20 protein-coding genes, 1 pseudogene and 1 riboswitch are annotated in these 25,260 nt (G+C 60.9%); of the genes and pseudogenes, 14 read left to right on the forward strand and 7 right to left on the reverse strand.

What is annotated here, in order from left to right; all coding sequences use genetic code 11:
* Window positions 1-42 precede the first annotated feature (42 nt).
* Entirely contained in the window at window positions 43-1,626 is a 1,584-nt protein-coding gene (locus FHT71_RS09620; protein WP_183719577.1) for a Na+/H+ antiporter, read from the reverse strand.
* 338 nt (window positions 1,627-1,964) lie between these two features.
* On the opposite strand from FHT71_RS09620, the gene FHT71_RS09625 reads away from it, so the two are divergent.
* On the forward strand, window positions 1,965-3,620 hold the full coding sequence (locus FHT71_RS09625) for a Na/Pi symporter (protein WP_183719579.1): 1,656 nt from the start codon (window positions 1,965-1,967) through the stop codon (window positions 3,618-3,620).
* 270 nt (window positions 3,621-3,890) lie between these two features.
* On the opposite strand, the pseudogene FHT71_RS09630 reads toward FHT71_RS09625, so the two are convergent.
* The 3 genes and pseudogenes from FHT71_RS09630 to putA all read right to left on the reverse strand — a co-directional run bounded on the left by FHT71_RS09630 (window position 3,891) and on the right by putA (window position 9,076).
* Window positions 3,891-4,499, reverse strand: a pseudogene (locus FHT71_RS09630) (mobile mystery protein B).
* Window positions 4,480-4,941 carry a mobile mystery protein A gene (locus FHT71_RS09635; RefSeq protein ID WP_183719581.1) on the reverse strand — a complete coding sequence of 154 codons (462 nt, stop codon included), beginning with the start codon at window positions 4,939-4,941 and terminating at the stop codon, window positions 4,480-4,482. The pseudogene FHT71_RS09630 and the gene FHT71_RS09635 overlap by 20 nt, the downstream one beginning before the upstream one ends.
* Before the next feature lie 421 nt (window positions 4,942-5,362).
* Window positions 5,363-9,076, reverse strand: a complete 3,714-nt coding sequence (gene putA, locus FHT71_RS09640) for a trifunctional transcriptional regulator/proline dehydrogenase/L-glutamate gamma-semialdehyde dehydrogenase (RefSeq protein ID WP_210294120.1) — start codon at window positions 9,074-9,076, stop codon at window positions 5,363-5,365.
* Between the two features lie 121 nt (window positions 9,077-9,197).
* On the opposite strand from putA, the gene FHT71_RS09645 reads away from it, so the two are divergent.
* The 7 genes from FHT71_RS09645 to FHT71_RS09675 all read left to right on the forward strand — a co-directional run bounded on the left by FHT71_RS09645 (window position 9,198) and on the right by FHT71_RS09675 (window position 15,499).
* A complete protein-coding gene (locus FHT71_RS09645) occupies window positions 9,198-9,668 on the forward strand; it encodes an Lrp/AsnC ligand binding domain-containing protein (protein WP_132594629.1) in 471 nt (156 codons plus the stop codon).
* A gap of 140 nt (window positions 9,669-9,808) precedes the next feature.
* Complete coding sequence (locus FHT71_RS09650) at window positions 9,809-10,693, forward strand: dihydrodipicolinate synthase family protein (protein ID WP_132594627.1); 885 nt, start codon at window positions 9,809-9,811, stop codon at window positions 10,691-10,693.
* Window positions 10,694-10,698: 5 nt separating this feature from the next.
* The gene (locus tag FHT71_RS09655; protein ID WP_183719583.1) at window positions 10,699-11,376 is read left to right on the forward strand and encodes a GntR family transcriptional regulator; all 678 of its coding nucleotides are present in this window, start codon (window positions 10,699-10,701) and stop codon (window positions 11,374-11,376) included.
* 52 nt (window positions 11,377-11,428) lie between these two features.
* Complete coding sequence (locus tag FHT71_RS09660; protein WP_132594625.1) at window positions 11,429-12,760, forward strand: sugar ABC transporter substrate-binding protein; 1,332 nt, start codon at window positions 11,429-11,431, stop codon at window positions 12,758-12,760.
* Window positions 12,760-13,701 (forward strand): sugar ABC transporter permease, encoded by a 942-nt coding sequence (locus FHT71_RS09665; RefSeq protein ID WP_132594623.1) that lies wholly within the window; start codon window positions 12,760-12,762, stop codon window positions 13,699-13,701. The genes FHT71_RS09660 and FHT71_RS09665 overlap by 1 nt, the downstream gene beginning before the upstream one ends.
* Complete coding sequence (locus FHT71_RS09670; RefSeq protein WP_132594621.1) at window positions 13,701-14,516, forward strand: carbohydrate ABC transporter permease; 816 nt, start codon at window positions 13,701-13,703, stop codon at window positions 14,514-14,516. The genes FHT71_RS09665 and FHT71_RS09670 overlap by 1 nt, the downstream gene beginning before the upstream one ends.
* A gap of 14 nt (window positions 14,517-14,530) precedes the next feature.
* Window positions 14,531-15,499 carry a sugar kinase gene (locus tag FHT71_RS09675; protein ID WP_132594635.1) on the forward strand — a complete coding sequence of 323 codons (969 nt, stop codon included), beginning with the start codon at window positions 14,531-14,533 and terminating at the stop codon, window positions 15,497-15,499.
* 10 nt (window positions 15,500-15,509) lie between these two features.
* Here the strand turns inward: FHT71_RS09675 and FHT71_RS09680 are convergent, their stop codons facing one another.
* Complete coding sequence (locus FHT71_RS09680) at window positions 15,510-16,469, reverse strand: LysR family transcriptional regulator (protein ID WP_132594619.1); 960 nt, start codon at window positions 16,467-16,469, stop codon at window positions 15,510-15,512.
* A 119-nt stretch (window positions 16,470-16,588) separates the two neighbouring features.
* Between FHT71_RS09680 and FHT71_RS09685 the strand changes: the two genes are divergently transcribed.
* From FHT71_RS09685 to FHT71_RS09705, 5 genes are all read left to right on the forward strand, one after another.
* The gene (locus tag FHT71_RS09685; RefSeq protein ID WP_132594617.1) at window positions 16,589-17,989 is read left to right on the forward strand and encodes an MFS transporter; all 1,401 of its coding nucleotides are present in this window, start codon (window positions 16,589-16,591) and stop codon (window positions 17,987-17,989) included.
* Between the two features lie 94 nt (window positions 17,990-18,083).
* Window positions 18,084-18,180: riboswitch (TPP riboswitch) on the forward strand.
* Window positions 18,181-18,230: 50 nt separating this feature from the next.
* Complete coding sequence (gene thiM, locus FHT71_RS09690) at window positions 18,231-19,034, forward strand: hydroxyethylthiazole kinase (protein ID WP_183719585.1); 804 nt, start codon at window positions 18,231-18,233, stop codon at window positions 19,032-19,034.
* Window positions 19,031-19,666: a thiamine phosphate synthase gene (gene thiE, locus FHT71_RS09695; RefSeq protein WP_132594613.1), complete on the forward strand. Its 636-nt coding sequence runs from the start codon at window positions 19,031-19,033 to the stop codon at window positions 19,664-19,666. Before thiM ends, thiE begins: the two co-directional genes overlap by 4 nt.
* Entirely contained in the window at window positions 19,663-20,484 is an 822-nt protein-coding gene (thiD, locus tag FHT71_RS09700; protein ID WP_132594611.1) for a bifunctional hydroxymethylpyrimidine kinase/phosphomethylpyrimidine kinase, read from the forward strand. Before thiE ends, thiD begins: the two co-directional genes overlap by 4 nt.
* A gap of 358 nt (window positions 20,485-20,842) precedes the next feature.
* Window positions 20,843-23,191, forward strand: coding sequence for a PBP1A family penicillin-binding protein (locus FHT71_RS09705; protein ID WP_132594609.1), 2,349 nt, complete (start codon window positions 20,843-20,845; stop codon window positions 23,189-23,191).
* A 135-nt stretch (window positions 23,192-23,326) separates the two neighbouring features.
* Here the strand turns inward: FHT71_RS09705 and FHT71_RS09710 are convergent, their stop codons facing one another.
* On the reverse strand, window positions 23,327-23,518 hold the full coding sequence (locus tag FHT71_RS09710; protein WP_348632843.1) for a transposase: 192 nt from the start codon (window positions 23,516-23,518) through the stop codon (window positions 23,327-23,329).
* Window positions 23,519-24,252: 734 nt separating this feature from the next.
* A complete protein-coding gene (locus tag FHT71_RS31530) occupies window positions 24,253-24,813 on the reverse strand; it encodes a LysR substrate-binding domain-containing protein (RefSeq protein ID WP_245505579.1) in 561 nt (186 codons plus the stop codon).
* Here FHT71_RS31530 and FHT71_RS31535 point away from each other — a divergent pair.
* Window positions 24,790-25,248, forward strand: coding sequence for a hypothetical protein (locus FHT71_RS31535; RefSeq protein WP_245505578.1), 459 nt, complete (start codon window positions 24,790-24,792; stop codon window positions 25,246-25,248). The genes FHT71_RS31530 and FHT71_RS31535 overlap by 24 nt on opposite strands.
* Window positions 25,249-25,260: the final 12 nt, after the last annotated feature.

Below are 25,260 nucleotides of genomic sequence, written 5' to 3' on the forward strand. Positions count from 1 at the left end.
CTTGTTGCAAAATAGCGCAAAATAGAAACTCAGGTCACGGTCTCACGCCTTTGCGGAGATCGCGCTCAGTTCCTCGAGGTCGAGGTCCCGTTCAAGTTCCTGCAACGTTTCATCATCGATCTCACCAGCACGATGAAGGCGGATGAGTTCCCGGCGTCCGGATGCTACTGCTTCAAGAACGACGTCGAAATGGGCATGGAGGACCGGCACGTAGTGTTCGGTCCGTGCGGCGTAGTCGACGATCGCCGTTGCCCTGCGCTGATACTGCTCCAGCAGTCGAGGATGGATGAGTTTTCCTTCGGCGTCGTATGCCAGACTTTGTATGGTCGTCAGTTGCGCCTGGGCCATTGCGGCTTCGGCCTGACTCATTGTGAGGCGTGCCTTTTCCGCGTCGTGTTCGGTCAGCTTCGCCCAGGCGATGACGCGCCCCAGCGTCGTGCCCTGCACGAGCACCGTTCCCAAGATCGCGGCGAATGATGTTACCAGGATAAAGTCGCGGCTAGGAAATCCCTCCGGCAAGCTGAGGGCAAGGGCGAGCGTGACGACGCCGCGCACGCCCGCCCAGCTCAGGACGGTCGCACCACCGACGCCGAGAGGCTGCGTTCGGGCCAGCCCCGAGGCAGTGCAGAACTTGATGACAAGATCGGATCCGAAAACCCAGGCAAAGCGCGCGACGACGAGCGTGACGAGAATCGCAATGGCCGGCAGTCCCATTGTCGCAACGACCGTGCCAAAGCCACCACCGCGCTCGACGACGTCCCGCAGGGACAGGCCGATCAATATGAAGACCGCAGCCTCCATCAGGAAGACCATGACGGTCCAGAACGACGTCCCTCGCATGCGCGTCGCTGCCGAAAGTACGGTGTGCTGGTGCCAGGTCGCGATCAGGCCGGTGGCGACGGTGGCGATGACGCCTGAAACGTGAAGCAGTTCTCCAAGCAGATAGGAAATCCAAGCGAGCAGCGTCGTGGCCGCAATGATGAGGTATTCGTCGCCGAGACGGCGGACGAACTTCACCCATGCGGCACCGACAACGACGCCGACGACCGCACCACCAACCGCCAGCAGGAGGAAGTTGCCAACCGCCGCCACCGAACTGAAGGTACCTGTCGCGACGGCAGCAACCGCAAAACGGAAAAGCACCAGGCCGCTCGCATCGTTCAGGAGGCTCTCGCCTTCCAGCAGAATCTGGAGCCGACGGGGCAGCTTTACGCGCTCCAGCACGGCGCGGGCGGAAACGGCGTCGGGCGGCGATACGATCGCGCCAAGTGCCGCGCAGGCAGCCCACGGAAGCGACGGGAAAAGGAGATGGGTCACCACGGCCACGACGGCGCAGGTGAAGAACACCGCCCCCACGGCGAGCGACGCGATACCGATCATGTGACGGCGCAGTCGTTCCACAGCGATGGACCAAGCGCCGTCGAGCAGAAGCGGCGGGAGGAAGATGACGAGCACCAGCTCTGGATTGACGGTGATTGCAGGCAGACCCGGCAAGAACGCGAGTGTCGCCCCGCCAGCAAGCAATGCGACTGAGGGCGGCAGTCCCAGTCTGTGGGCCGCGTAGTGGAGGGCGATGATCGCAAGAAACATTGCGATCACCAGTTCAAACAAGTGAGTTCCATCCATGCTTACCCCCGACATGGTCCCCGTCTCGAGGGGCTCATCAAAGGACTTGTCCAATCAAAGCGCAACACCGCACGTCGATCGGACGCAGATTGCTGAAGACTCCATTGCCTTCAGCGAGGATCGAAGACCGGAATCCTCAAGGAGGTCTTGGTCAGGTCTCCGCCGTATTCTCCCAGGATCGTTCGGCTAACTTTGAACAAACAACCGCTAACGTGACATCATACCGGTGCCCGTGTCTTGGGACGCACAACCTGCAAAGGGCGGTTTTGGACAATCGTATCTGCGATGCTATGACTTAAGAGCGATCAGAGGCGAAGCGCACACGGGGCGGAGCGCGCATGTCGACGGCAGTTGCTATTCTGGGGGGTATCGGGCTTTTCCTGCTCGGTATGACCGTCATGACTGACGGTCTAAAGGCGCTGGCGGGATCTGCACTGCGTACTGTTCTCGGCAAGGCCGCGGCAACGCCGCTCTCAGGGGCCTTCTGGGGCGCCATCGTAACACTGCTCGTACAGTCGTCGAGCGCGGTAACGATGACGACGATCGGCCTCGTCAGCGCCGGGCTCTTGACGTTTCCGCAGGGGCTTGGCCTCGTGTTCGGCGCGAATGTCGGCACGACGGGAACGGCCTGGCTCGTGGCGCTGATTGGTGTGCGCGTCTCGCTTTCAACCTACGCCCTACCGATTATCTTCTTTGGCGCGCTGGCCAAGTTGCTGGGGGGTAGGCTAATCGCGGCGGCGGGCGGCGCGCTCGCAGGATTTGCGCTGGTACTCTACGGGCTGACCACCCTACAGCAGGGCATGGGAGGTCTTGCCGAAAGTCTGCACCCGTCCGACCTGCCCGCCGTCCTCGGCACGCCGGGTGTCGGCTGGATGGAGGGGTCGGTCGGTCTCGTGAGCTTGATCGTCGTTGGCTTGGCGATGACCGCAGTCATGCAGTCATCGACAGCTTCGATCGCCGTTACCATTTCGGCTTTCTACGCCGGTGCGGTGGGCCTCGAGCAGGGCGCAGCCCTGATCATCGGTCAGAACATCGGAACGGCGACGAGCTCCGCATTGGCAGCCATAGGTGCCAGCACAACGGCCAAGCGCCTGGCTCTTGCCTATGTGCTATTCAAGCTCATCGCAGCGCTTATCGCAATCGTCGCCTTTCCGATCACGGCCTCAGTGATGAAGGCCTTTACCACTTCGCTCGATGGGATGACGCTCCTTGCCGCCTACCACACGGCTTATAACGTGGTGGGTGTCGCAGTGCTCCTTCCGGCAACACAGTGGTTCACCCGTATCGTGGAGCGGCTCCTGCCCTCCAGGCAGACGGCGCTTCAGCGAGCTCTCGATCCAAGCGCGCTTGCCAGTCCCGTGATTGCGGTAGAAACCGCCCGGCGTGTCATTGCCGGCGTGCTCGGGAGGACTGCGGCTTGCGTTTCCGCAATGCTTTCTGGTGGAGCCGTCCCGTCGGCCCAGGCCGCTGAGGCGAAGGCCGCACTTCAGGAAGTACGGGCTTTCCTGTCCGAGTTAAGGGAAGGGCCTGAGACAGATGCCGAGCGCCTGCGTATGACGAGCACGCTGCACGCACTCGACCACGCCTCGCGTCTCGTGGAAATCTTAGCCGACGACAGTTCGCCTGGACACCCGGCTCAGGCCACCGGCGACCTGCGGGCTGCGGAGCTATGCGCACGGGCCATGCGTGCGGCACAGGCGACAGGTGGCTTCATCACCTCGGAGTCTGCTCTTAGCACAAAAGCCGCCTCCATCGGTTGGAGCGTTTCGACCGAGGTCGCCGCAGCGCTCGATGAAGCAGGGGCAGCATCGTGCGAGCTCGAGGCTCTGCAGCGCAACCATCGCGCCGCGGCCCTCGCCTCCGTTGCGCAGGGGGAACTGACTGCTGCGGATGCCCTTATGCGGATCGAGGCTGCCCGACGGCTTGACCAAATCGCCCATCATGCCTGGCGTTCGGCTGCCCACCTGCTCGGCCGAGGTGTTAATGCCGATTGAGGCTTGCGGCGAGCCCCAAGAGCAGATGTGCTTATGACATTTTCACCGTGCCGCTTTGCTAGCAGATTGTTAAAGTCGCGCGGCCAACGCTTCGCCTTTGTCTTCTCGACGGCTTGAAATCTCCTCGTCGTACAGCATCACAACCGCTCAGGCCTCGCCCGACATTCGCCCGCATCCGCGCCGGGGCGCGTGGAAGGCCGTGACGGGCGCGCTGGATGGCTGCCAGGTCGACCGCAGAGCCGCAAATTGGAAGTCAAAGGGATCGGCCGGTCAGCTGCGCGCAAATTCCAGCAGTGGCCCGATGTCATGATTATCCGCAGTGCGTAACGCGGCAACGTAACGTGCTCGCAGTTCACCGACATCGGGCAAGCTGCCGCTGCCCCAACTGAAAGGCTTGCTGCCGAGCCGTTCAATCAGAAGATCAGCAGCCAACCGCGCGTGACGGCCGTTCCCATTTGAAAACGGGTGAATAGCGACAAGGCGATGATGGAATCTGATCGCGATCTCGTCCGGTGGAAAGGTCTTCTGCGCAATCCAGGAGCGGATGTCGCTCGACAGGTTCGCTAGCTCTGTTCCGATGCGATAAGCCTGTATGCCGATGTTGCGCTCAGTTGTTTTGAATGTTCCTGCCCATTGCCAAACTTCCCCAAACATCCGCGTGTGCAATGCTCGCATGAAGTCTGCGCTAAGCAGCCGCTCAAGCGGCACACGTCGTCGGCCACGTGCTCACGCCGCACCCCCAACGATGTTTTCTTGTTCGGCCTCGTTAATATCCCGGCGGTGCGTAATCCAGGTCTGAAGCAAACCCTCTCGCTCCTGGGGCTCAAGCGGCGTCGCGTCTTCGGGCTCTTGAAAGAGATCATATCTCGTTCCAGAGATCGCGGTCCGAGAGCCTGTCGCGGATATATGCCACCACGCGCGATTCGAAATCTGTATCATCGGTTCCCTGAGCTTCAAGCCGCATTGTATGGGCAACGCGCTGAAGGTCACGTTTGGCTATCTTGCGTGCGCGGGCTTCGACTGCAGCTTCAAGCGAACTGTTTGGAACAAGGGCGTAGACGAGCGTGCAATCCAACGCCTCGGCGGCTCGGCGCAACGTGTTAAGCTGGATGGTTCCCGCAGCCTCAGACTTTTCGATCGTTTCAATCGTTTGGGGCCTGACCCCAACTCGCCCGCCGAGCTGCGCACCGGTCATGCCAAGCGCATCACGTAGCGCGCGGACCCATCCCTTCGGAGGGGCTTTGAACCGGTCGATCGGTTGGAGTGCCCGAAGCCGTTCGTCGAGCTGCAGTCTCGCTCGCTTGCGATTGTCGTTCTTCATTCTCAGCCCATAGCCTGAGGCTGATTTTCAACGGCACAGTATCAGCCTATAGCATGATGCCTTAAGCGTAGAATCAGTTCATAACATGACCAGCGTGCAAAAATCTCAGTCCACAGCCTGAGTCCGTCGGCCGACGATAGCGTCGCGCGCCTTAACTTCGTGGGGCACGGGTTGGGTGGGACGCCGATCTCGCGCAGGACCATGCAGATCTCCTCCGAGGTCGAGGACAGTCTGCCACCGACCCTCGATCCGCGGACCATCGATCTGCCTTCGAGCCAGCTATGAGCTCGCATGCCAACAAGCCGAAATCGTCGCCAGGCGCCCAGGGGGCAAAGTTCTCAGTTTGCGCTCACTGACTATGAGCGCCGAGTGGTCTGGACATGCCCGTCAGCGACGACATGGCGCTGCTGCAGCCGATCGCCTACCCTATCGACATCAGGCTGGCATTGCCTCCGGCCGCGGCGGTGTTGATGGAGGTGGATACCTCCTCCAGCAGCCAGTTGAGGCAGTAAGCATCTGGATCGCGTTCAAGCTGCTCGGTCGGGGCGGACTGGGTGAGCAGCAAAGGACCAGGCATGGCGGCGAGTTTTGCGAGCATGGCCGAGACCCGCTCGGCGTCACCTTCGATCAGAGCGCCGGCCATTGGGTTGGGATGGGCTGATGCCTCCTGCCAGGAAATCCGCTGCGCGACACTGACGGGAACGCCGTTCAACGTCGAACGGAGGCTGTCGTCGCCATCGATGACCGCGCTGTTGCCAGTCGCGAGAGCCGCCGAGATCTGGCGAATGAGGCCGGTCCGAGAGGCCGGAGCGCACAGGATTGCGCCGCGGGGATGAAGCGCATAGAGGTTGCGCTCACCGACGGGACCGGCAAGTTCGGTTTCGAGCCCGAGGGCCGACTGGCTGCCGAGATGGCGTGCCATTTCCGCGTCTTCCGAAAGGCCCTGTTGGTCCAGCCACTTGGCAAAGTCTGAAAGAGCGGGATCGCTATAGACGGAGCTATGTTGCGGGGGAATCGGCGGCGTCTTGACCAGCCGCCCCAGATAGAGGGGCCCCCCTGCCTTGGGGCCGGTGCCGGAAAGACCGCGGCCGCCAAAGGGTTGGACGCCGACGACGGCGCCGATGACGTTGCGGTTTACGTAGAGATTGCCGGCCTTGACCTGCGAGGTAACGATGGCGATCGTTTCATCGAGCCGCGTGTGGAGGCCGAAGGTCAGGCCGTAGCCGGTCGCGTTGATCTCGTCGATCAGGCGGCCGAGGTCCTGGCGCCGCCACCGGATGACGTGCAGGACGGGACCGAAGACCTCGCGCTTCAGCTCCGAAATCTTGTTGATCTCGATGATCGTTGGCGCCACGAAGGTTCCGTTCTTGGTCGCATCCGGCAGTTCAACGCGCTCGACAGCGCAGCCGGCGGCGCCCATGGCGGCGACGTGCGCCTCGATGATATTCCTGGCCTCGGCGGTGATCACCGGGCCGATATCGGAAGCAAGCCGGTTGGTATTGGCGATCGAAAGCTCGCGCAGCGCGCCCTTCAACATGGTCAGCGTGCGATCGGCGACATCTTCCTGCAGGCACAGGATACGGAGTGCCGAGCAGCGCTGTCCGGCGCTGTCGAATGCCGAGGCGATCACGTCGCCAACGACCTGTTCGGCAAGCGCCGAGGAGTCGACGATCATGGCGTTCTGACCGCCGGTTTCGGCGATCAACGGGATCGGCTTGCCGTCCTTTGAGAGGCGCTTGGCAAGTTCCGCCTGGATGATGCGGGCGACCTCGGTCGAGCCGGTGAACATGACAGCAGCGGTTTCCGGCGCTGCGACCAGGGCGGCCCCTACCCTTCCGTCCCCTGGAACGAGCTGGACGACATCGGAGGGAATACCAGCTTCGTGCAGGATCCGAACCGCCTCGGCGGCAATCAGCGGTGTTTCTTCCGCGGGCTTGGCAAGAACCGGGTTGCCTGCGACAAGAGCGGCAGCGACCTGCCCGGTAAAAATTGCCAGCGGGAAGTTCCAGGGGCTGATGCACACCACCGGTCCGAGCGGCGCATGCGAGGGCCCAAGCGTGCGGCGGGTCTGCTCGGCGTAGTAGCGCAGGAAGTCGATAGCCTCACGCACTTCGGCGACCGCGTTCAACAGCGATTTGCCGGCTTCGCGGATGATGAGGCCCAAGAGGGTCTCCATTTTCGCCTGCATGATATCGGCAGCGCGATCAAGCAATGCTGCCCTTTCCACCGGCGAGACTGATGCCCAGGACGACGCGGCTCCCAGCGCGATCGCGACTGCTGCGGCAGCCTCGCCGGCGGTCGCTTCGCGCACGGTGCCGACAACGTCTCGGCTATCGGCCGGGTTGAGAACGTCGCGGGCCGTTGGCCCCACCTCGGTCTGGCCCGTCGGTGCAGCCGTCCACACGATCGTGGCGCTCGCCTTTAGGATTTCTGCCAGCGCCTGCAGGGAGGCTTCGTTGGAGATATCAAGGCCGGCAGAGTTGCGGCGTTGACCGTAAAGGTCGCAGGGAAGCGCGATCTTGTCGTGCTTCTGACCGGGCACCTGCATTTTGGCGACGATCTCGACAGGATCGGCAACAAGCTCATCGATCGAGACATTGGGGTCGGCGATCCGGTTTACGAACGACGAGTTGGCGCCGTTTTCAAGAAGACGGCGCACGAGGTAGGCAAGCAGGGTTTCATGGGTGCCCACGGGCGCGTAGATGCGGCACGGACGGTTGAGGTTCTGCCGGCCGACGACCTCGTCGTACAGCGGCTCGCCCATGCCATGCAGGCACTGGAACTCATACTTGCCGACATAGTAGTCGGAGCCAGCCATGTGGTAGATGGTGGCAAGCGTCTGCGCATTGTGGGTCGCAAACTGCGGGAAGACCGCATCGGTTGCAGCAAGCAGCTTCTTGGCGCAGGCGATGTAGGAGACGTCGGTATAGATCTTGCGGGTAAAGACGGGGAAGTCTTCAAGGCCATCGAGCTGCGCGCGCTTGATTTCGGCGTCCCAATAGGCGCCCTTGACGAGGCGAACCATGATGCGGCGACCCGCGCGGCGGGCAAGATCGATGATATAGTCGAGCACGAAAGGACAGCGCTTGCCATAGGCCTGGACAACAAAGCCCATTCCGTTCCAGCCGGCAAGGTCTTCATCGAGGCACAGCGTCTCGAGGATATCGAGCGATAGTTCCAGCCGATCCGCCTCCTCGGCATCGATGTTAAGGCCGATGTCATAGGACTTGGCGATCATGGCAAGCGCCTTCACCTTCGGCAGCAGCTCGCTCATGACGCGCGCGCCTTGAGCTCTCGAATAGCGTGGATGCAGGGCCGAAAGCTTGATCGAAATGCCGGGACCTTCATAGATGCCGCGTCGGTCGGAAGCCTTGCCGATGGCATGGATCGCAGCTTCGTAGTCCTTGTAGTAGCGTTCGGCATCCGCGCCCGTGGTGGCGGCCTCTCCGAGCATATCGTAGGAATAGCGAAAGCCGCGCTGTTCCAGAGGCTTGGCCCGCTGCAGCGCCTCGTCGATCGTCTCGCCGGTGACGAACTGCTCGCCCATCATGCGCATCGCCATGTCGACGCCGCGGCGGATGACAGGCTCCCCGCAGCGTGCGATCAGGCGGGTGAGCGCGGCTGACAGGTTACGATCGTTGACCGTGGAGGTGAGTTTGCCGGTGACGACCAACCCCCAGGTCGCGGCATTCACGAAGAGCGAACGACCGCCGCCCAGATGCGACTTCCAATCGCCTTCGGCGATCTTGTCGCGGATCAGGGCATCGCGCGTCGCCGTATCGGGAATGCGCAGCAGCGCTTCGGCGAGACACATCAGCGCAACGCCCTCCTGGCTCGAGAGCGAATATTCGTGAACCAGGCCCTCGACGCCGGTGCCCTTGTGCTTGGCGCGAAGCGCCTCGATGAGCTTGCGAGCGGTTGCGGCGGCGCCCTGCCTGACCTTTTGCGGAAGCGTTGCGGCGTCAACGAGGCGCGGGACACAAACGGTCTCCGGCGTACGGTAGGCCGCTGTAATAGCGCGGCGCAGATCGCTTTGCGGTCGGATCTCCGGCGCAAAGCCCTCGAAGGGATTTGCAGTGCCGCTAGACTGCGCGTTAACGGTTTCGTTCGCCACCGGATCGTTGGTGATCGTCATGTCTTTGCTCCAGAAAAGGATAATGGTCGAACATAGCAGCTCCCATAAAGGTGATTTCACTTGAAATTGGCTTTAGGGGAATATATTTGCCTAATTTAGGCGAATAAACAGAGGCAATATCGTGAACATTACCGCAAATGGAAGGGAAATCGACCAATTCGATCACAAGATCATCGAGGCCCTTGTCGCCGATGGCCGCATGTCCATTACCGACCTCGCCAAAAAGGTCGGCCTGTCAAACACGCCCTGCCAGGTCAGATTAAAGAGATTGATCGAAGATGGCTATATTCTTGGCTTTCGCGCGATCGTCGATGTGAACAAACTCGGGAAGAATCACGTCGCATTCACTGAAGTAAAGCTCTCCGACACGCGTGAGCATGCGCTGAAGGCCTTCAATATCGCCGCGCGGAAGCTGCAGGAGGTCGAGGAGTGCCACATGATCGCCGGCGCTTTCGACTATCTCTTGAAAATTCGCACGTCAGACATCGCCAATTACCGTCTCGTGCTCGGCGAGAAGATATCCAGCCTTCCTTTCGTCGCCAGCACGTCGACTTTCGTGGCCATGGAAGCCGTAAAGGAAAGCGGCCACTGACGATGGACCTGTTCTCCTAAGGCCCTTCCCCTTCAAGCCGTCTGTCTGTTGGAGAGCAATAAGCGCGCACCTAAATATTACCCATTTACAACTAACATGTCAGTCTGCTACGTCTAACACATCGACTGGGAGAATTGACATTGACTGAGAAGTTCGGGCTTTCCGTTGCGCTTGCCACACCGTTCGACGCCAAGGGCGAGATCGCTGTTAATGTGATGATTGCACAGGCAAAACAATGCCTTGCATCAGGATGTGAAAGCGTCACGCTATTTGGCACAACCGGCGAGGGATCCTCGATAGGGACGCAGGAACGTGAGCATATCCTCACCGCATTTCTCAATGCCGGTATCGCTCCTGAAAAGATCATCATGGGCGTGCTGGTCGATGCTGCCGAGGATGCTGCGGCTCAGGCCGGAAACGCTCTTTCGCGCGGTGCGCGCAACATTCTGTTGGCCCCGCCCTCCTACTTCAAGAATGTCAGCGACGACGGCCTCTTCAAGTGGTTCTCTGCTGTCTTTGCGATCCTGGGCGACAAGGCGCGCGACGTCATCGTCTACAATATTCCGTCGGTAACCATGGTGCCCCTGACTGTGTCGCTGATCGGGCGTTTGCGTACAGCTTTTCCGACGGTCGTCGCCGGCGTCAAGGATTCGTCCGGCGACTGGCCGTTTACCGAAAGCCTGCTGCAAGCCCACGGCGACCTCATTATTCTGATCGGCGATGAGCGCCACCTTGCAAAAGGCGTACGCCTCGGCGGCCAAGGCGCGATCTCCGGTATGGCGAACTTCCTGCCCGGCGAGGTGAAGCTGATGGCGCAAGAAGGCAGAGATGATGCCCGCGTAGAAGGTTTTGTCGCCGAGCTTCTGAAATATCCGGTTACCGCGGCCGTCAAAGCTATGGTGGCTCGCCTCAGCGACGACGAGATGTGGCTTGCGGTTCGTGCGCCGCTCGTTTCAATTTCCACCGAGGGACAGGAACAGCTTGCTCTTGCCTTCGATGCGCTTTTCCGCTCCAAAGCAGCATAGGCGCCATGTACGAGGGGGAGGCAATGGACGGAATGGACGAGCAGCCGACGCTGCGGGAAAAGGCGTATGAGAGCTTCACACGCCACCTGCTGGCTCGCGACGTGCGTCCCGGTCAGTTCGTCTCCCAGCGTCGCCTTGTCGAACTGACCGGACTGACGCTTGCGGCGATCCGTGAACTTATCCCGCGGCTTGAGGCGGAAGGGCTGATCAAAACGGTCCCGCAGCGCGGCCTGCAGATCGCTCATATCGATCTCAACCTCATTCGCGAGGCTTTCCAGCTTCGGCTATTCCTGGAGAAGGAGGCGGTCGCACTCTTCACGCGCTCCGCGTCCGATGAGGCGATCGCTGAGCTCTTGAAGCAGCATCGCGATATCGCCGACGCCATTGCCAATGGCGACGCCTCCCATGAGCTGGAAGTGCGTGCTCAAGCTGTCGACTGGGGCATGCATGACGCGTTTATCGACGCGCTTGGCAATACGATCATTTCCAACGCCTACCGGGTTAATTCAATCAAGATGCGCTTGATCAGTCAGGAGCGCTTCCGCATCGATGGACGTGTTGGCCCGGTCATGGGAGAGCATTTGAAGGTTCTGGAGGCGATCGAAAGGCGGTCGGCCGAGGATGCGGTCAACAACCTCGCCGCCCACATCAACCACGCGAGGGATCGCGCGCTGAAGATCTAGTCGACAACAAGCCGGCGATGAGGAGATCGGCGGCAACAAGAGGAGGAGTTACATGCCATCATCATTCCTGAATCCCACCCGGCGCGGCTTTCTCGCCGGTACCGCAGCCCTCGGTGCCAGCAGCCTCATGGGCATTCGATCGGCATCGGCAGCGGTCGACTGGAAGCGCTTTGCCGGCACGACGCTGGAAGTCAACCTGGTTAAGAGCCCGCGCAGCGAGACGCTCATCAAGTACATTCCCGAGTTCGAAGAGCTAACGGGCATCAAGGTCAATGCCGAGGCGACGCCGGAGCAGCAGCAGCGCCAGAAGACCACGATCGAATTGAGCTCGGGCAAGCCGAGTTTCGACGTCGTGCATATGAGCTATCACGTCCAGAAACGACAGTTCGAAAAGGGCGGCTGGCTTGCCGATATCAGCGGCTTCCTGAAGGATCCTTCCCTCACCGATCCGTCGCTGGTCGAAAGCGACTTTGCCGAGGCCGGCATGACCTTCGCCAAGGATTCCGATGGCGTCCTGCGCTCCCTGCCCTTCTCGGTCGACTACTGGATCGTTTACTGGAACAAGGCACTCTTCGAGAAGAAGGGCGTTTCTTACCCAACCACGTTCGAAGAACTGGCAAGTGCTGCCGAGGCACTGACAGATCCCTCGACCAACACCTATGGCTTCGTCGCCCGTGGTCTCAAGAATGCCAATACCCCGGTTTGGACGACGCTGCTGCTCGGCTACGGATCGAGCCCGCTTGGGCCGGACGGCAAGCTGCGCACCAATTCTGTGGAGGCCGTTGAAGCGGCCAAGCTCTACCAGCGCCTGATGACCAAGGCGGCTCCTCCCGGTGTGTCCGGCTTCAATTGGGCCGAAGCCCAATCGGCCTTCCTGCAGGGCAAGATCGGCATGTGGCTTGATGGCGTGGGTTTTGCGCCGCCGATCGAGAACCCGGAAAAGTCGCGTGTCGTTGGCCAGGTCGGATACGGCATCATGCCGAAGGGACCGAAGGCGCAGGCGGCTGCAACCACAGGAGATGGTCTCGGCGTCGTGGCAGCAAGCCAGAAGAAGGAAGCCGCATATCTCTTCTGCCAGTGGGCGATTTCCCATGACATGGGTGCGCGCCTGCTTCAGGCCGGCGCCGGTGTTCCGTTCCGCCAATCGGTCCTTGAGGATCAGAAGGTGCGCGAAGGCGTGAAGATGCCGCCTGCGTGGCTGGACGCTGTCGCGGGTTCGGCGAAAGTGTCGCAGCTCGCCCTGCCAATCATCATCCCGGTCACCGAGTTCCGCGACATCTATGGCGTCGGCCTCACCAACATGATCGGCGGCGCCGATCCAGCCACGGAGCTGAAGACTGCCACAGCTCAGTTCGAGCCGGTCCTGGCACGAAGCGAGGGATAATGGCTTCGGTGAGCATGGAAACCGCAACCGCGGTCAAGGCCAAGGCAAAGCAGAGGAGCAAACCGGGCCGGTTTGCTCCCAATTATTGGCCTTTCGTCATTCCCGCCCTGGTCGTCGTGGCGGCTGTCATCGTTTTTCCCTGGGTCTTTACCCTGTGGATGAGCGTCAACAGTTGGACACTTGGCCAGGCGCAGGTCTTTGCCGGGTTGGACAATTACCTCCGCCTGGCCGTTGACCTGCGCTTTTGGGACTCGTTGTGGCATACCGTGCTCTACACGACCTTGTCGGTCGTCGCCCCGTTGTTTCTGGGAACGCTGGCGGCCCTCATCTTCGATGCTCAGTTTCCACTGCGCGGGATTCTGCGCGGAATATTCGTGATGCCGATGATGGCGACTCCCGTCGCCATCGCGCTCGTCTGGACGATGATGTTTCATCCGCAGCTTGGTGTCTTGAACTACCTGCTTTCCTATATTGGTGTCGGTCCGCAGGAATGGATCTACAATCAGACAAGCGTCATTCCCTCGCTGGTGCTGGTCGAAACCTGGCAGTGGACACCGCTCGTCATGCTGATCGTGCTTGGCGGCTTGGCGGCAGTACCGCGCGAACCCTACGAGAGCGCCGAAATCGATGGCGCCAATGTCTGGCAGAAATTTCGATACCTGACGCTGCCGATGATCGCGCCGTTCCTGATGATCGCCGTCATCATTCGCAGCATCGACGCGGTCAAGAGTTTCGACATCATCTATGCGATGACGCAGGGCGGACCGGGCACTGCCTCGGAGACGATCAACATCTATCTCTACAACACGGCCTTTTCCTATTACGACATCGGATACGGCTCGGCCATGGCCGTTATATTCTTCGTGCTCATCGTGGTGCTATCCTTCGTCCTTTTGATGGTCAAGCAGCGCGCCAACTGGTCCGATGGGGAGGCACGCTGATGAAGCGCAAGGCACTCGATCGCATCGGACTTCTCTTCGTGGCGCTGGTGATGATCTCGCCGGTGGTCCTGTTCTTCCTGTGGATGATCTCATTGTCCCTGAAGTACGAGATCGATAACGGCGCCTATCCGCCGATCTTCATTCCTGAACGTTTCGCCTGGTCGAACTACGTCAAGGTGTTTAAGGAAAACAACTTCTTCCTTTACCTATGGAATTCGGTTCTGGTCACCGGGGCGGCGACGCTCCTGGCGCTCGTTATCGGCGTGCCGGCCGGTTATGGCATTGCCCGTCTGAAGGCTGAGAAATCCGCTGTCGTGATCATGATTGCCCGCATGACACCCGGCCTTTCCTTCCTGATCCCGCTCTTCCTGCTGTTCCAGTGGCTGAACCTGCTTGGCACGCTGTGGCCGCAGATCATCATCCATCTCGTCGTTACCGTCCCGATCGTCGTCTGGATCATGATCGGCTATTTCGAAACGACGCCGATGGAGCTGGAGGAAGCTGCAAGCATCGACGGGGCAACACCCTGGCAGGTCTTCCGATTGGTGGCGCTGCCGATCGCAAGGCCGGGGATCGTCGTTGCCTTCATCCTGTCGGTCATCTTCTCGTGGAACAATTTCGTCTTCGGCATCGTCCTCGCCAGCCGCGAAACGCGCACGCTCCCCGTTGCGGTCTACAACATGCTGTCGTTCGAGCAGGTGAGCTGGGGTCCGCTTGCCGCGGCAGCCTTGATCGTCACCTTGCCGGTGTTGATCCTGACAGTCTTCGCACAGCGGCAGATCGTTGCCGGCCTGACGGCAGGTGCCGTGAAGTGACGTCTGCGATTGCGATGGAGGAGCGACAGAAGCGGGCGAGGCACGTTCTGTGTATCGGCGCTGCGCTCCTCGACACGCTCTTTAGAGTTCGTGTCATGCCGACCGGGCAAGGCAAGGTCCTGCCATACGATATGTTGCAGATTGCAGAAGGCATGGCCTCAAGCGCCGCCTTTGCGGTTGCAAGGCTTGGCGGGAAGGCCAGCCTCTGGGCTGCCGTCGGAGACGACGAGACCGGCGAGCGCATCATCGCTGATCTCGCTGAAGGCGGCATAGACACCCGTGGCATGCGTCGCGTGGCAGGCGCCCGCTCGGCCGTGTCGACGATCCTGGTTGACGACGGCGGCGAGCGCCTGATCATCCCCTTCTACGATCCGCGGCTGCATCAGGTCGTCAATTCGGTTACGGCTGACGATGTCGCGGCATTCGATGCGGTTCTGGTCGACGTGCGCTGGCCAGAGCTTGCATTACAGACGCTGCTCGCTGCCGGTGAAGCAGGTATACCTGCCATCCTCGATGGTGACGTGGCGCCCGTCGGAGTGATCGAGACACTGGCGCCTGCCGCAAGCCACATTGTTTTTTCGCAGCCGGCCGCAGAAAGCCTCACGGGGACGGCGGAGGCGGTATCGATGATCCGTCTGCTGAAGGAGCGCTTCAGCCAAGCCTTCGTCAGTGTGACGTTCGGGGAAAAAGGCTCCTACTGGTTCGATGACGACAGCGCCTCTATCCGCCATCTCGAAGCACCGCGTATCACGGCCATCGATACGCTGGCGGCAGGCGATATCTTTCACGGAACCTTCGCGCTGACGCTTTCCGAGGGCTTGGCGATCGAGGACGTGATGCGCGCGTCATCGATGGCGGCGGCCATCAAATGCCAGCAATTCGGAGGGCGCCTCGGGGCGCCCGATCGAAGAGAGCTTGCGGCTGCGCTACTGAACTGGCCGGCTAGGGCTCTCGATGTCACCGCGCCGCCGGATTCGGCGTAAGCCTTTGGTATCAAGCGGCCTTCGAGGCGGTCATGGAGCAGCCGGAGGCCTTGAGCGCCCCTTCCACGACCTCGACGAACAGCTTGCGGAACCAGACCGAGCGGCCGTCGGCGTGATCAACGCGTCGGTAGAGCATCGTAACCGGGTCTGCGGGGAGCTCGATTGGCGGGGCCGAGACTTCAAGGCCGTGCAACTGTGCCATGCAGCGGGCGATCGACTCCGGAATGGTCGCGATCGCCGGCATTGCCCTCAGGGCTGGCGGCAACGCCGAAAAGCGAGGCACGGTGGCGACGACCTGACGGCTTAGACCGACCTTCGCAAGAACTGTGTCGATATTCGTTGCCGTATTGCCTTCAAAGGACACGGTGACATGCGCGGCATTGACGAAGTCTTCCAGCGTCAAGGGTGCCTTTCGCTTCATTTGCACGGGGTCGTAGACGCAGACCGAACACTGACTGAAGAGCGGTTGCCTAACATGCCAGGATGCCGGATCCTCGTGAACCGCAACGCTGAAATCATAAGCGCCGTCGTCGAGCATGCGGGCGGAATCATGCTTGTCCGCAGCGACACCGATCAGCCGTGCGCCCGGTGAGAGTTCACGCAGGCGCGCGACGAGCGGCCCGAAGAAAGCCGATTCCAGATTGTCGCACATGCCGATCTTGAACTCGCCCTGCCAGCTCTTGGGATCGAAGGCATCAGGCGGCCGGATCGCGCGCTCGATCCCCGACAAGGCATCCTCGATCGCAGGCGCAATGGCAAGGGCACGCGCCGTCGGTTGCAGGCCTCGCCCTACCCGCACGAACAGTTCGTCATCAAGTGTCTCTCGCAGCCGCTTCAAAGCGGCCGACAGGCCCGGCTGACCGAGGAGAAGCCGCTCGGCCGCACGAGAGACATTGCGCTCCTGCATCAATACCGAGAAGGCCAGCAGGAGATTGAGGTCTATCTTTCGGAGGATCGCATCATTCATCATTCTCAGTAATACCTGGCATGGTTACTATCAATTTGCAATAGGTTCAGTAGGTGTACATTTTCTCGTTCCCTGACGCTCAATCTTCCTCCCATGGCGTCGGCAGAAAGGAACGATCATTCATGACCAACTCCCGTTCTCCAGGTACAGCGAGCGTAGCATTGCTGCTGCTCTGCGCTGCCAACTTTCTCGATGCAATGGACGTATCCACGATTGGCGTCGCGCTTCCGGCGATCCAGGCCGAGCTCGGCATGAAAGCGACATCCCTCCAATGGGCGGTCAGCGCCTACGTGCTTGGCTATGGCGGGTTCCTGCTGCTGGGCGGGCGCGTCGCGGACGTCTTCGGCCACCGTCGCGTCTTCCTCTGGTCGCTCGGCATATTCGCTGCCGCCAGTATTGCGGGCGGTTTTGTCGATAGCGGCCCGACTTTGATTGCCGCTCGCTTGATAAAGGGCATTGCCGCGGCGTTCACAGCACCGGCTGCCCTTGCCCTGCTCCTGTCGGTGTTCGGCGAAGGGGCAGCCCGTGCGAAAGCGCTTGGCGTCTTTGCCTCTACCGGCGCGACCGGCTTCGTCCTCGGCATGGTGCTCGGTGGGGCCGCGACCGTTTTCAGCTGGCGGGCAACGCTTGTCATGGGCGCGCCTGTCGCCGTCATCGCGCTGGCGATTGCTCCCTTCGTCCTGCCAGCGGATCAACGTCGCAGCGGGCCGCGTGCGACGTTCGACTGGGCAGGCGCAATGACGATCACGCCTGGACTTTTGCTTTTCGTCTTTGGCATTACCAATGCTGCGGCCGAGGGCTGGCAGGCAGTGCCAACCTGGGGAGCACTGGTGGCGGCCACCGCTTTGATCGGTCTCTTCCTCATCGTCGAATCTCGCCATTCTGATCCGATGGTACCGCTTGCGATATTCCGGCGGGCAAAGCTTTCCCACGCCAATGCCATTGCCGCGCTGTTCCAGGGCGTCTATGTCGGCTTCCAGTTTATCGCGACCCTCTACTATCAGACCGTGGTCGGCTGGTCGGCCTTTGCGACCGGCTTCTCCTTTGCCTTCGGCGGCGTCTGCGTCATGTTCCTGGCGCCACGTTTTGCCACGATCGCGCAAAATCGCGGTACGACCGGGCTGATGACACTCGGCGTAGCGCTGCAGGCCATAAGCTATATCTTCTGGATCCTGAGTGTCGGCCACATCAACCCCATCTTGCTGGTTGCGCTGTCGCAGATCCCGCTCGGTGTGGGTTATGCCATGACCTACCCCTCCGTGCAGGTTGCCGCCCTCTCCGACGTTGGCGAAGACCAATCCGGGCTTGCATCCGGGCTGTTGTTCGCGTCCTTCCAGATTGGTGGCGGTATCGTCCTTGCGGCAGCTTCGGCGATCTTCGGTGCGGCCTCCGGTTTTGGCTGGGATCCGTATTTTGCCGGCATCACATTTGTCGCCGTCCTCTCGGTCCTCGTCACACTTGCTGCGGCACTCGGCCCGAGATCGTCTCTTATCGACCGGAGCATCTATCAGGCAGCGGAATAGTCCCTGACCACGTCGCACGCGACGTCGCCGGGTTCTTGCCCGGCGGTGTCCATTTTATGGATGACAGATGCGTGCTTCTCTGCCACAACAAGCCAATGAGAGACAGGGGCGCCCTCCTGATGGTGGGCTGAGAAGCACCCTTTGAACCTGAACCGGATAATGCCGGCGGAGGGAGTCGCTCGGGACTTCCAGCTTCCCGCGCAAGTCCTCGCGCCTTTCCTCCCCGATTGAAAGGCGCACCATGCCAGACCAAACCTCACCGGGAACGTTGCTGAGCCACTTGCGCGCGCGACCGCCACTCGTCCATTGCATTACCAACTTCGTTGCCATGAACATCGCGGCCAATGTGCTCCTGGCGGCTGGTGCTTCTCCCGCCATGGTGCATGCGCAAGAAGAGGCTGGCGAATTTGCCGCGATCGCTGGCGCGCTGACAATCAATATCGGTACACTTTCGTCAGGCTGGCTGCGCGGCATGGAGACGGCCGCCATCGCGGCCGGTCAGTCTGGAAAACCATGGGTTCTCGATCCGGTCGCCCATTATGCCACGGGGTTTCGTCGTGCTGCTGTGGACCGGCTGCTGGAGCTCGGCCCCGCCGTCATTCGCGGCAATGCCTCCGAAATCATCGCGCTTGCCGGCGGCGCAAGCCGTGGCCAGGGCGTGGACAGCCGCGACGGTGTCGAGCAGGCCGAGGAATCCGCACGCCTGCTCGCAAGGGTGCACGGAGCGACCGTCGCAGTGACCGGCGTTGTTGATTTCGTCACCAACGGCGAACGGGCGGCGCGCATCGAGGGGGGCTCGGCGTTGATGCCTCAGGTGACCGCGCTTGGGTGTTCGCTGACCTGCCTTGTGGGCGCCTTCGTGGCGGTTCGGCCCGACGCACCCTTCGAGGCAACGGTTGCGGCACTCGCGACCTTTGCTGTTGCCGGTGAAACGGCGGCCAGCAAGGCGGACGGCCCGAGCTCGTTTTCCTGGCGGTTCCTCGACGCGCTTGCAGGGCTCGACGCCTCACTTCTCGATCGCCACGCACGGCTGCGCTGTGCATGAAGAACATCGATCTTTCACTTTACCTCGTCCTCGATCCCGACCTTTGCGCCCGCCTAGGCATGGTGGAGACGGCGCGGGCGGCAGTCGCGGGCGGAGCGACGGTTGTGCAACTGCGCAACAAGCAAGCGGATACGGCCCGGATGATCGAGACCGGGCGGGCGCTCAAGGCGGCTTTCTTTGGCACCAGTGCGCGGCTCATCGTCAACGATGACGTCGAGGCCGCGGTCGCAATTGGTGCCGACGGTCTTCACATTGGGCAACAGGACATGGATGCACCCACTGCCCGCGCACGGATTGGGCACGACATGATCCTTGGGCTCTCGGTCGAGACCGAGGCGCTGGCCGCGGCGGTCGATCCGGCAATCGTGGATTATGCCGGCATCGGCCCGGTGTTTGCGACGCCGACAAAGGCGGACCACAAACAGCCGATTGGTTTTGCCGGGCTCGCGCGTCTGGTGCGGATCTGTCGCGTTCCCGCCGTCGCGATCGGCGGCTTGAAGGCGGATCATGTCGGAGCTGTCTTCGCGGCTGGCGCTGACGGTCTTGCGGTCGTCTCCGCGATCTGCGGCACCCCTGACCCAGAGGCTGCCACCCGCGACATCGCTGAAAACATTCGAAAGGTTCACGGATGATCCGCAACGTTCTTTCCATCGCCGGCTCCGATCCCTCGGGCGGCGCCGGAATCCAGGCCGATTTGAAGGCGTTCTCTGCCCGTGGCGTCTACGGCATGGCAGTTTTAACCGCGCTGACCGCGCAAAACAGCCAGGGTGTTTCCGGTGTCCATCTGGTTCCTGCCGCTTTCGTTGCCGACCAGATCAAGGCGGTCTTTGCCGATGTGCGCGTTGACGCGATCAAAATCGGTATGATTGCGAACGCCGAAATCGCCGGCGCCGTCGCCGATGCAATCGAACCGCACAAAGGTATACCGATCGTGCTTGATCCGGTGATGGTCGCCAAGGGTGGCGCCTCCCTCCTTGATCTGTCGGCGGTCGAAGTCCTTACTCGGCGCCTGCTGCCGCTTGCGACGCTGCTGACCCCCAACCTGCCCGAAGCTGCGGCACTCCTGCATGGACCTACGGCTGAGAGTCGTGCGGAAATGGCTGATCAGGCGCAAAGCCTGCGTGCATTGGGCCCGCAGGCCGTGTTGATCAAGGGTGGCCATCTGCCTGGGCAGGAGAGCCCTGATGTCCTGGCCACAGCCTCGAGGTTGAGCTGGTTCGAAGCGGCGCGGATACGAACGGCGAACACGCATGGCACCGGCTGCACGCTGTCAAGCGCGCTTGCCGCCGAACTTGCAAAGGGCGCCGCGCTGCTCAAGGCAGTGGCGGATGCAAAGGCCTACCTCGCCCAGGCCGTCGCGCAGGCAGACACGCTGACAGTCGGTTCCGGTCACGGACCGGTTCAGCATTTTCACGAGCTTTGGCCAACGCCACAGCTCGACCGACATTGAGGCACCCATCGAAACGCGGTGGCTATACCGCAGACCAACATTGCAGGCGTTGGCGGTGATGAGCAAGCTCCGCCGGCGGCGGGCCCGCCGCTCAGTTGAAGGGGATGAAAATGGCGACTGGAACCGTCGAGTTTCTGCCAAGCGGGGCCTCAGCGTCAGCCGATTTGGCACTCGTGGTCAGGAGGAGAATTCTTCCCGCACCATGGTGTCGAGATGTCCTGCAATCAAGCACCCACGCGGCGGGGGCGATTTCAGCGTGCGAAACATGAACGTACACGAACCGTTTTGCGATGGCCGTCGAGCATTGCTACGTTATAAGCTAGCCCTACATTCCGGAAGAGCCCTCTAGCGGTAGCCGATGCCTAGTCATCCCAAATCCTCGACCAAAAGTGGCAATGACCCAACCACGGCTGCCAATCGCCCGGCAAATTTGGAGTTCGCTGCCGACCACGTTGAGCCGCAGGCGCCTGCCTCGGACCCATCGGGAGGGCCCGGCTCATCCACCCAAGCCGCCTCCCCGGAACAGCCTCCCCGCTCCTTTGGTCAAAGCAGACAGGCGGCGCACAATCTACTGGGTGCGCTTCGCCATGATTTACAGGCAAGTTTCGCCTTCACAAGGGCAAGGGCCAAGACGGCCGTTTCCGACTTGAGAGCGAAGCTCACGGCATCAATGCCGCTGGACGCCCCATCAACTGTCCACGAACTTGGCAAGTGGTTCGCGGCTGCTCTGGTTAAAACGCGGGGCAGTGTTCGTGGCCTGCGTACAAGGCCCTTCGAAAATCGCCGGCATGCATCGCTTAAGGCGGGCTGGTGGAAGATCTCTATAGCATTGACCTGTCTTGCCGGCCTCCTCCTTGCGGGAAGTGTACTCGTGTGGGCGCTAAAGGACGTACCCTGGGGCGAGATCCGGGACGGAACATTGAAGCCCGTCGTGATACTGGAAACTGCTGACGGGGAACCGTTGGTAAGACAGGGGCCTTATCAGGGACCGTATGCGCAATACAACCAGTTTCCGCCACGTCTGATCGATGCCGTCCTCTCAATTGAGGATCGGCGGTTCATGGATCATTTCGGCATCGATGTCAGAGGAATCGGAAGGGCGCTCCTGCGAAACGTCGAAGCTGGTTCGGTGGTAGAAGGCGGCAGCACGATCACCCAACAGCTCATCAAGCTGCAATATCTCGACAGCGATCGAACAATAAAACGAAAGATACAGGAGGTCGTCATCGCCCTTTGGCTGGAGTGGAAGCTCGGCAAAAGGGAAATCCTGACGCGCTATCTCAACAGCGCCTATCTTGGGGCCGGCGCGACCGGCATGCCGGCTGCCGCGCGGATCTATTTCAATAAGGAAATCGGCGCCCTCAACCTGCCTGAATCGGCGATGTTGGCGGGATTGCTGCGGGCGCCGAGCCAGTGGAATCCCATCGACAATTACGAAGGCGCCCGGCAACGCGCCTTCGTCGTTCTCGACACGATGGTGTCCAATGGCAAGCTCACCGCATCGCAAGCAGAGGAAGTCAAGGCGAGCTTCGCCGAGCTGCATCCGACGACGCCGATACCGCGCTCCGGAAGCTGGTTTGCCGACTGGATTTCGCCGCAGGCAAGCGAAATCGCCGGTTCCTCGCCGGGTTCGACCACGGTGCGCACAACGCTGGTACCGCACCTACAGCAGATCGCCGAAAGGGTCGTGAGAACAGCCTTGGACGGGGAAGGAAAGGCTGCCAGAGCAAAGCAGGCAGCATTGGTTGCGATGACGCCGGACGGCGCGGTCGTTGCCATGGTCGGCGGGCGCGACTACAGGGCCAGCCAGTTCAACCGCGCCGTCACAGCGATGCGGCAGCCAGGCTCCACCTTCAAGCTGTTCGTCTACTACGCAGCCCTGAAGGCTGGGCTCACCTTGTCTGACCGGATTCTGGACGCGCCAATCGACATCAACGGCTGGTCGCCGGAAAATTCGGGCGGCAGCTATCGCGGCTGGGTAACGCTTGCCGAGGCCTTCGCCCGGTCGTTAAATGCCGCAACGGTGGCGCTTGCCGAAGAGGTCGGACTGGACAATGTGATTGCTGCCGCGCGAGAGCTCGGCATCAACGCGCCTCTTGCCAACACGCCGTCTCTGGCGCTCGGCACTTCCGAAGTAAACCTGCTTGACCTCACCAGCGCCTATGCGTCCGTCCATCTCGGCAGGGCGCCCGTCGAGCCCTGGGGGATCATCGACTTTCGGGCGGCCGGAGAGACGAAAACCTTTCGGGTTGGCTCACAAGCAAGGCCGAATGTCGACCTTTCGACCTACCAATCAGATCTCCTCGACCTCCTGCGGTTGGTGGTCGAGCGTGGCACTGGACGTGGAGCCGACCCTGGCACGTTTGCGGCCGGGAAGACCGGCACCAGCCAGAACAATCGCGATGCCTGGTTCGTCGGCTTCACGGAACCGTTGGTTGCCGGCGTATGGGTGGGCAATGACGACGATACGCCGATGAACGGGGTCACTGGGGGCGCCTTGCCAGCGCATATCTGGCGGGACTTCATGCGGGAGGCGATGACCGAACCTAGGCTGAATGGAGCGCCATCGACTGCAGCAGTGATCGAAGGCCAAGGCGCGCCGCAGTCCTGTAACATCACTGCCTGCGCTCGCAGCTATCGCTCGTTTCGGCCGTCGGACTGCACCTACCAGCCCTATTATGGCGGACGGCGGCTCTGCGAAAAGTGATCCTCGCTTCGGCGCACAGGCTCTGCCGCGATCTGACGCGGCGTCTTGTTGCCAAGCCTGCCGACCGGCTGGAGTGTTTCGCGGTACTGATGGTCCATGAAAGGTGTCGAAGGCGTGCACTGCGCTTTCAGGGCCCTATGGCTTGGCTTGTCCTCGAACCAGTTCCAGAAATTGATTCAGCCGGATGCCGTGACGCCTTGCAACGATGCTGACCGTCGCATCTGGCTCATACGTTTCCTGAACGACGGCAAGCTTCTCAGCAGTCGACCAGCGACGCCGCCGCTCTGGGCCGGGCAGGACGTCTCTCTTAGGATTGTGGCTGGTCATCATGGGCACATTACCTCGCTCACTTATTAAGTGGGAGATCATGTCCGGAGATTTATGGGGTCATTACACGTTCTGCAGTGCAGGCGCCGGTTCGTCGCAAGTGGTCATCATGCAGACCGCTCGACACCACTATTAACGACGTTGAAGAATTGTGACTCGACTCGTCCCTCACGCCAGTAGTTCAATTTGAAAACTGGGGTGTGAGGTTAGGTCGATGAGATACGAATGGGATGATGCCCGCGGGCGTCGGGCTTATGCGATCAAGGTCGTCTCGGTATTGTTGGCATCAGCCGTGACGGCCGGGGTTCCGACCTGGATTGTCGCCAGAGCCATGGGGTTTTGACAGACGGCGATAGCGCACTTGAAGCCGGTGCCTGCGGCCAAAAAGCCGGCCACAGGCGAACCACGTGCGCGACCGCCTCGCTCTTAACGCGATATTTGCAAGGCAAGACCACCTGCCGGCACCGTGGCTAAGGTGACTGCCAACACGGTGAGCCGAGTTGAACAAGACGATCCCGGTCCCCGCGCGCCACAACCGGTCACAATCGAGGCAATCAAACGGGTATACGAAGCACGAGGTGTCATTTTCTTCGATGAAGGGCCGCTCCCAACGGAGGAGCCGGTGTCCGCCTCGCAACGCAGTGCTATTTCGTCGCCTTGATTGGATTCGAGCGGATTTGAACATTTGAACTCCCGACCTCATGATTCTTGATCGGAGTAACGAGCCCATTTCATCAGGCACCAAGGTCGGTCAACGAGGTTGCCCAATCGCCGAACTGCCGGCATGCGGGCTTGTCCGGCCGTCTTAGTGTCATCCAGTAGGATTTGTCTTCGTTCGCCGGCCTGTCTGAGAGCAATATCAGACTTCCGCTTTGAATCTCCCGTTCAAACAATGCCACCGGGCATTGAGCTATGCCCTGACCGGCAAAAATTGCCGCGGCCAGCAGGTTGAAATCTTGATATATCGGACCTCGATCCGGAGAGAACGTTATCCTGCCGGTCGTTCGCATCCATTGCGTCCAAACCTCCATTGTTTCGTCATGAAGCAACTCGCCGGAGTCGATCGTCGCAAAATCCACACTCTCCTTTGCCTTCTCGAAATAGCCCCTCGAACATGCGGGATATGTGATCCCGTGCATCAATCTGACGGTCACCTGACTGGCCGGTATATCAACGACACCTTTGTGAGCCTGGATGACGATGTCGGCTCCTTCAAGAGAGACCCCCGGAACGGCATAGACAAGATGCAGCCTGACGTTCGGACAAAGCCGTTGAAAGCCTTGCAGTTTTGGCACCAGCCACCACGAGGCGATGGATGGAATGACGGCAATCGTGAGATCAGGCCCTTCGTCCCTTTGGCGGATCTCAGCGCAAGTCTGAGCCAACTGCGCAAGCGCGTCGTCGACAGCACGTCCAAGCATGACGGCATCCTCGCCGGGCGATATGCCGCGACCATCCCGTTGAAACAGGGATCGTCCGAACCAGCCTTCAAGAGCCTTTATGTGGTGACTGACCGCGGAATGGGAGACGTTGAGTTCTTTCGCCGCCTTCGTGACACTTTGCAGCCTTGCGACAGATGCCAACGCGCGAAGGGCGACAAATGGCGGAATTCGGGACGCATTCACTTGTCTGATTTCCTAACAAATGTGTTCGATCTATCTGCTTTATTTCATGTATGCAGCTTGTCAAATGGGCGCGTCGAAAAGCAAGCAACCGCTGCTAAGGAATGAATTGGGGATCGT

The organism is Rhizobium sp. BK060 (assembly GCF_014193145.1).
Classification (GTDB): Bacteria; Pseudomonadota; Alphaproteobacteria; order Rhizobiales; family Rhizobiaceae; genus Rhizobium.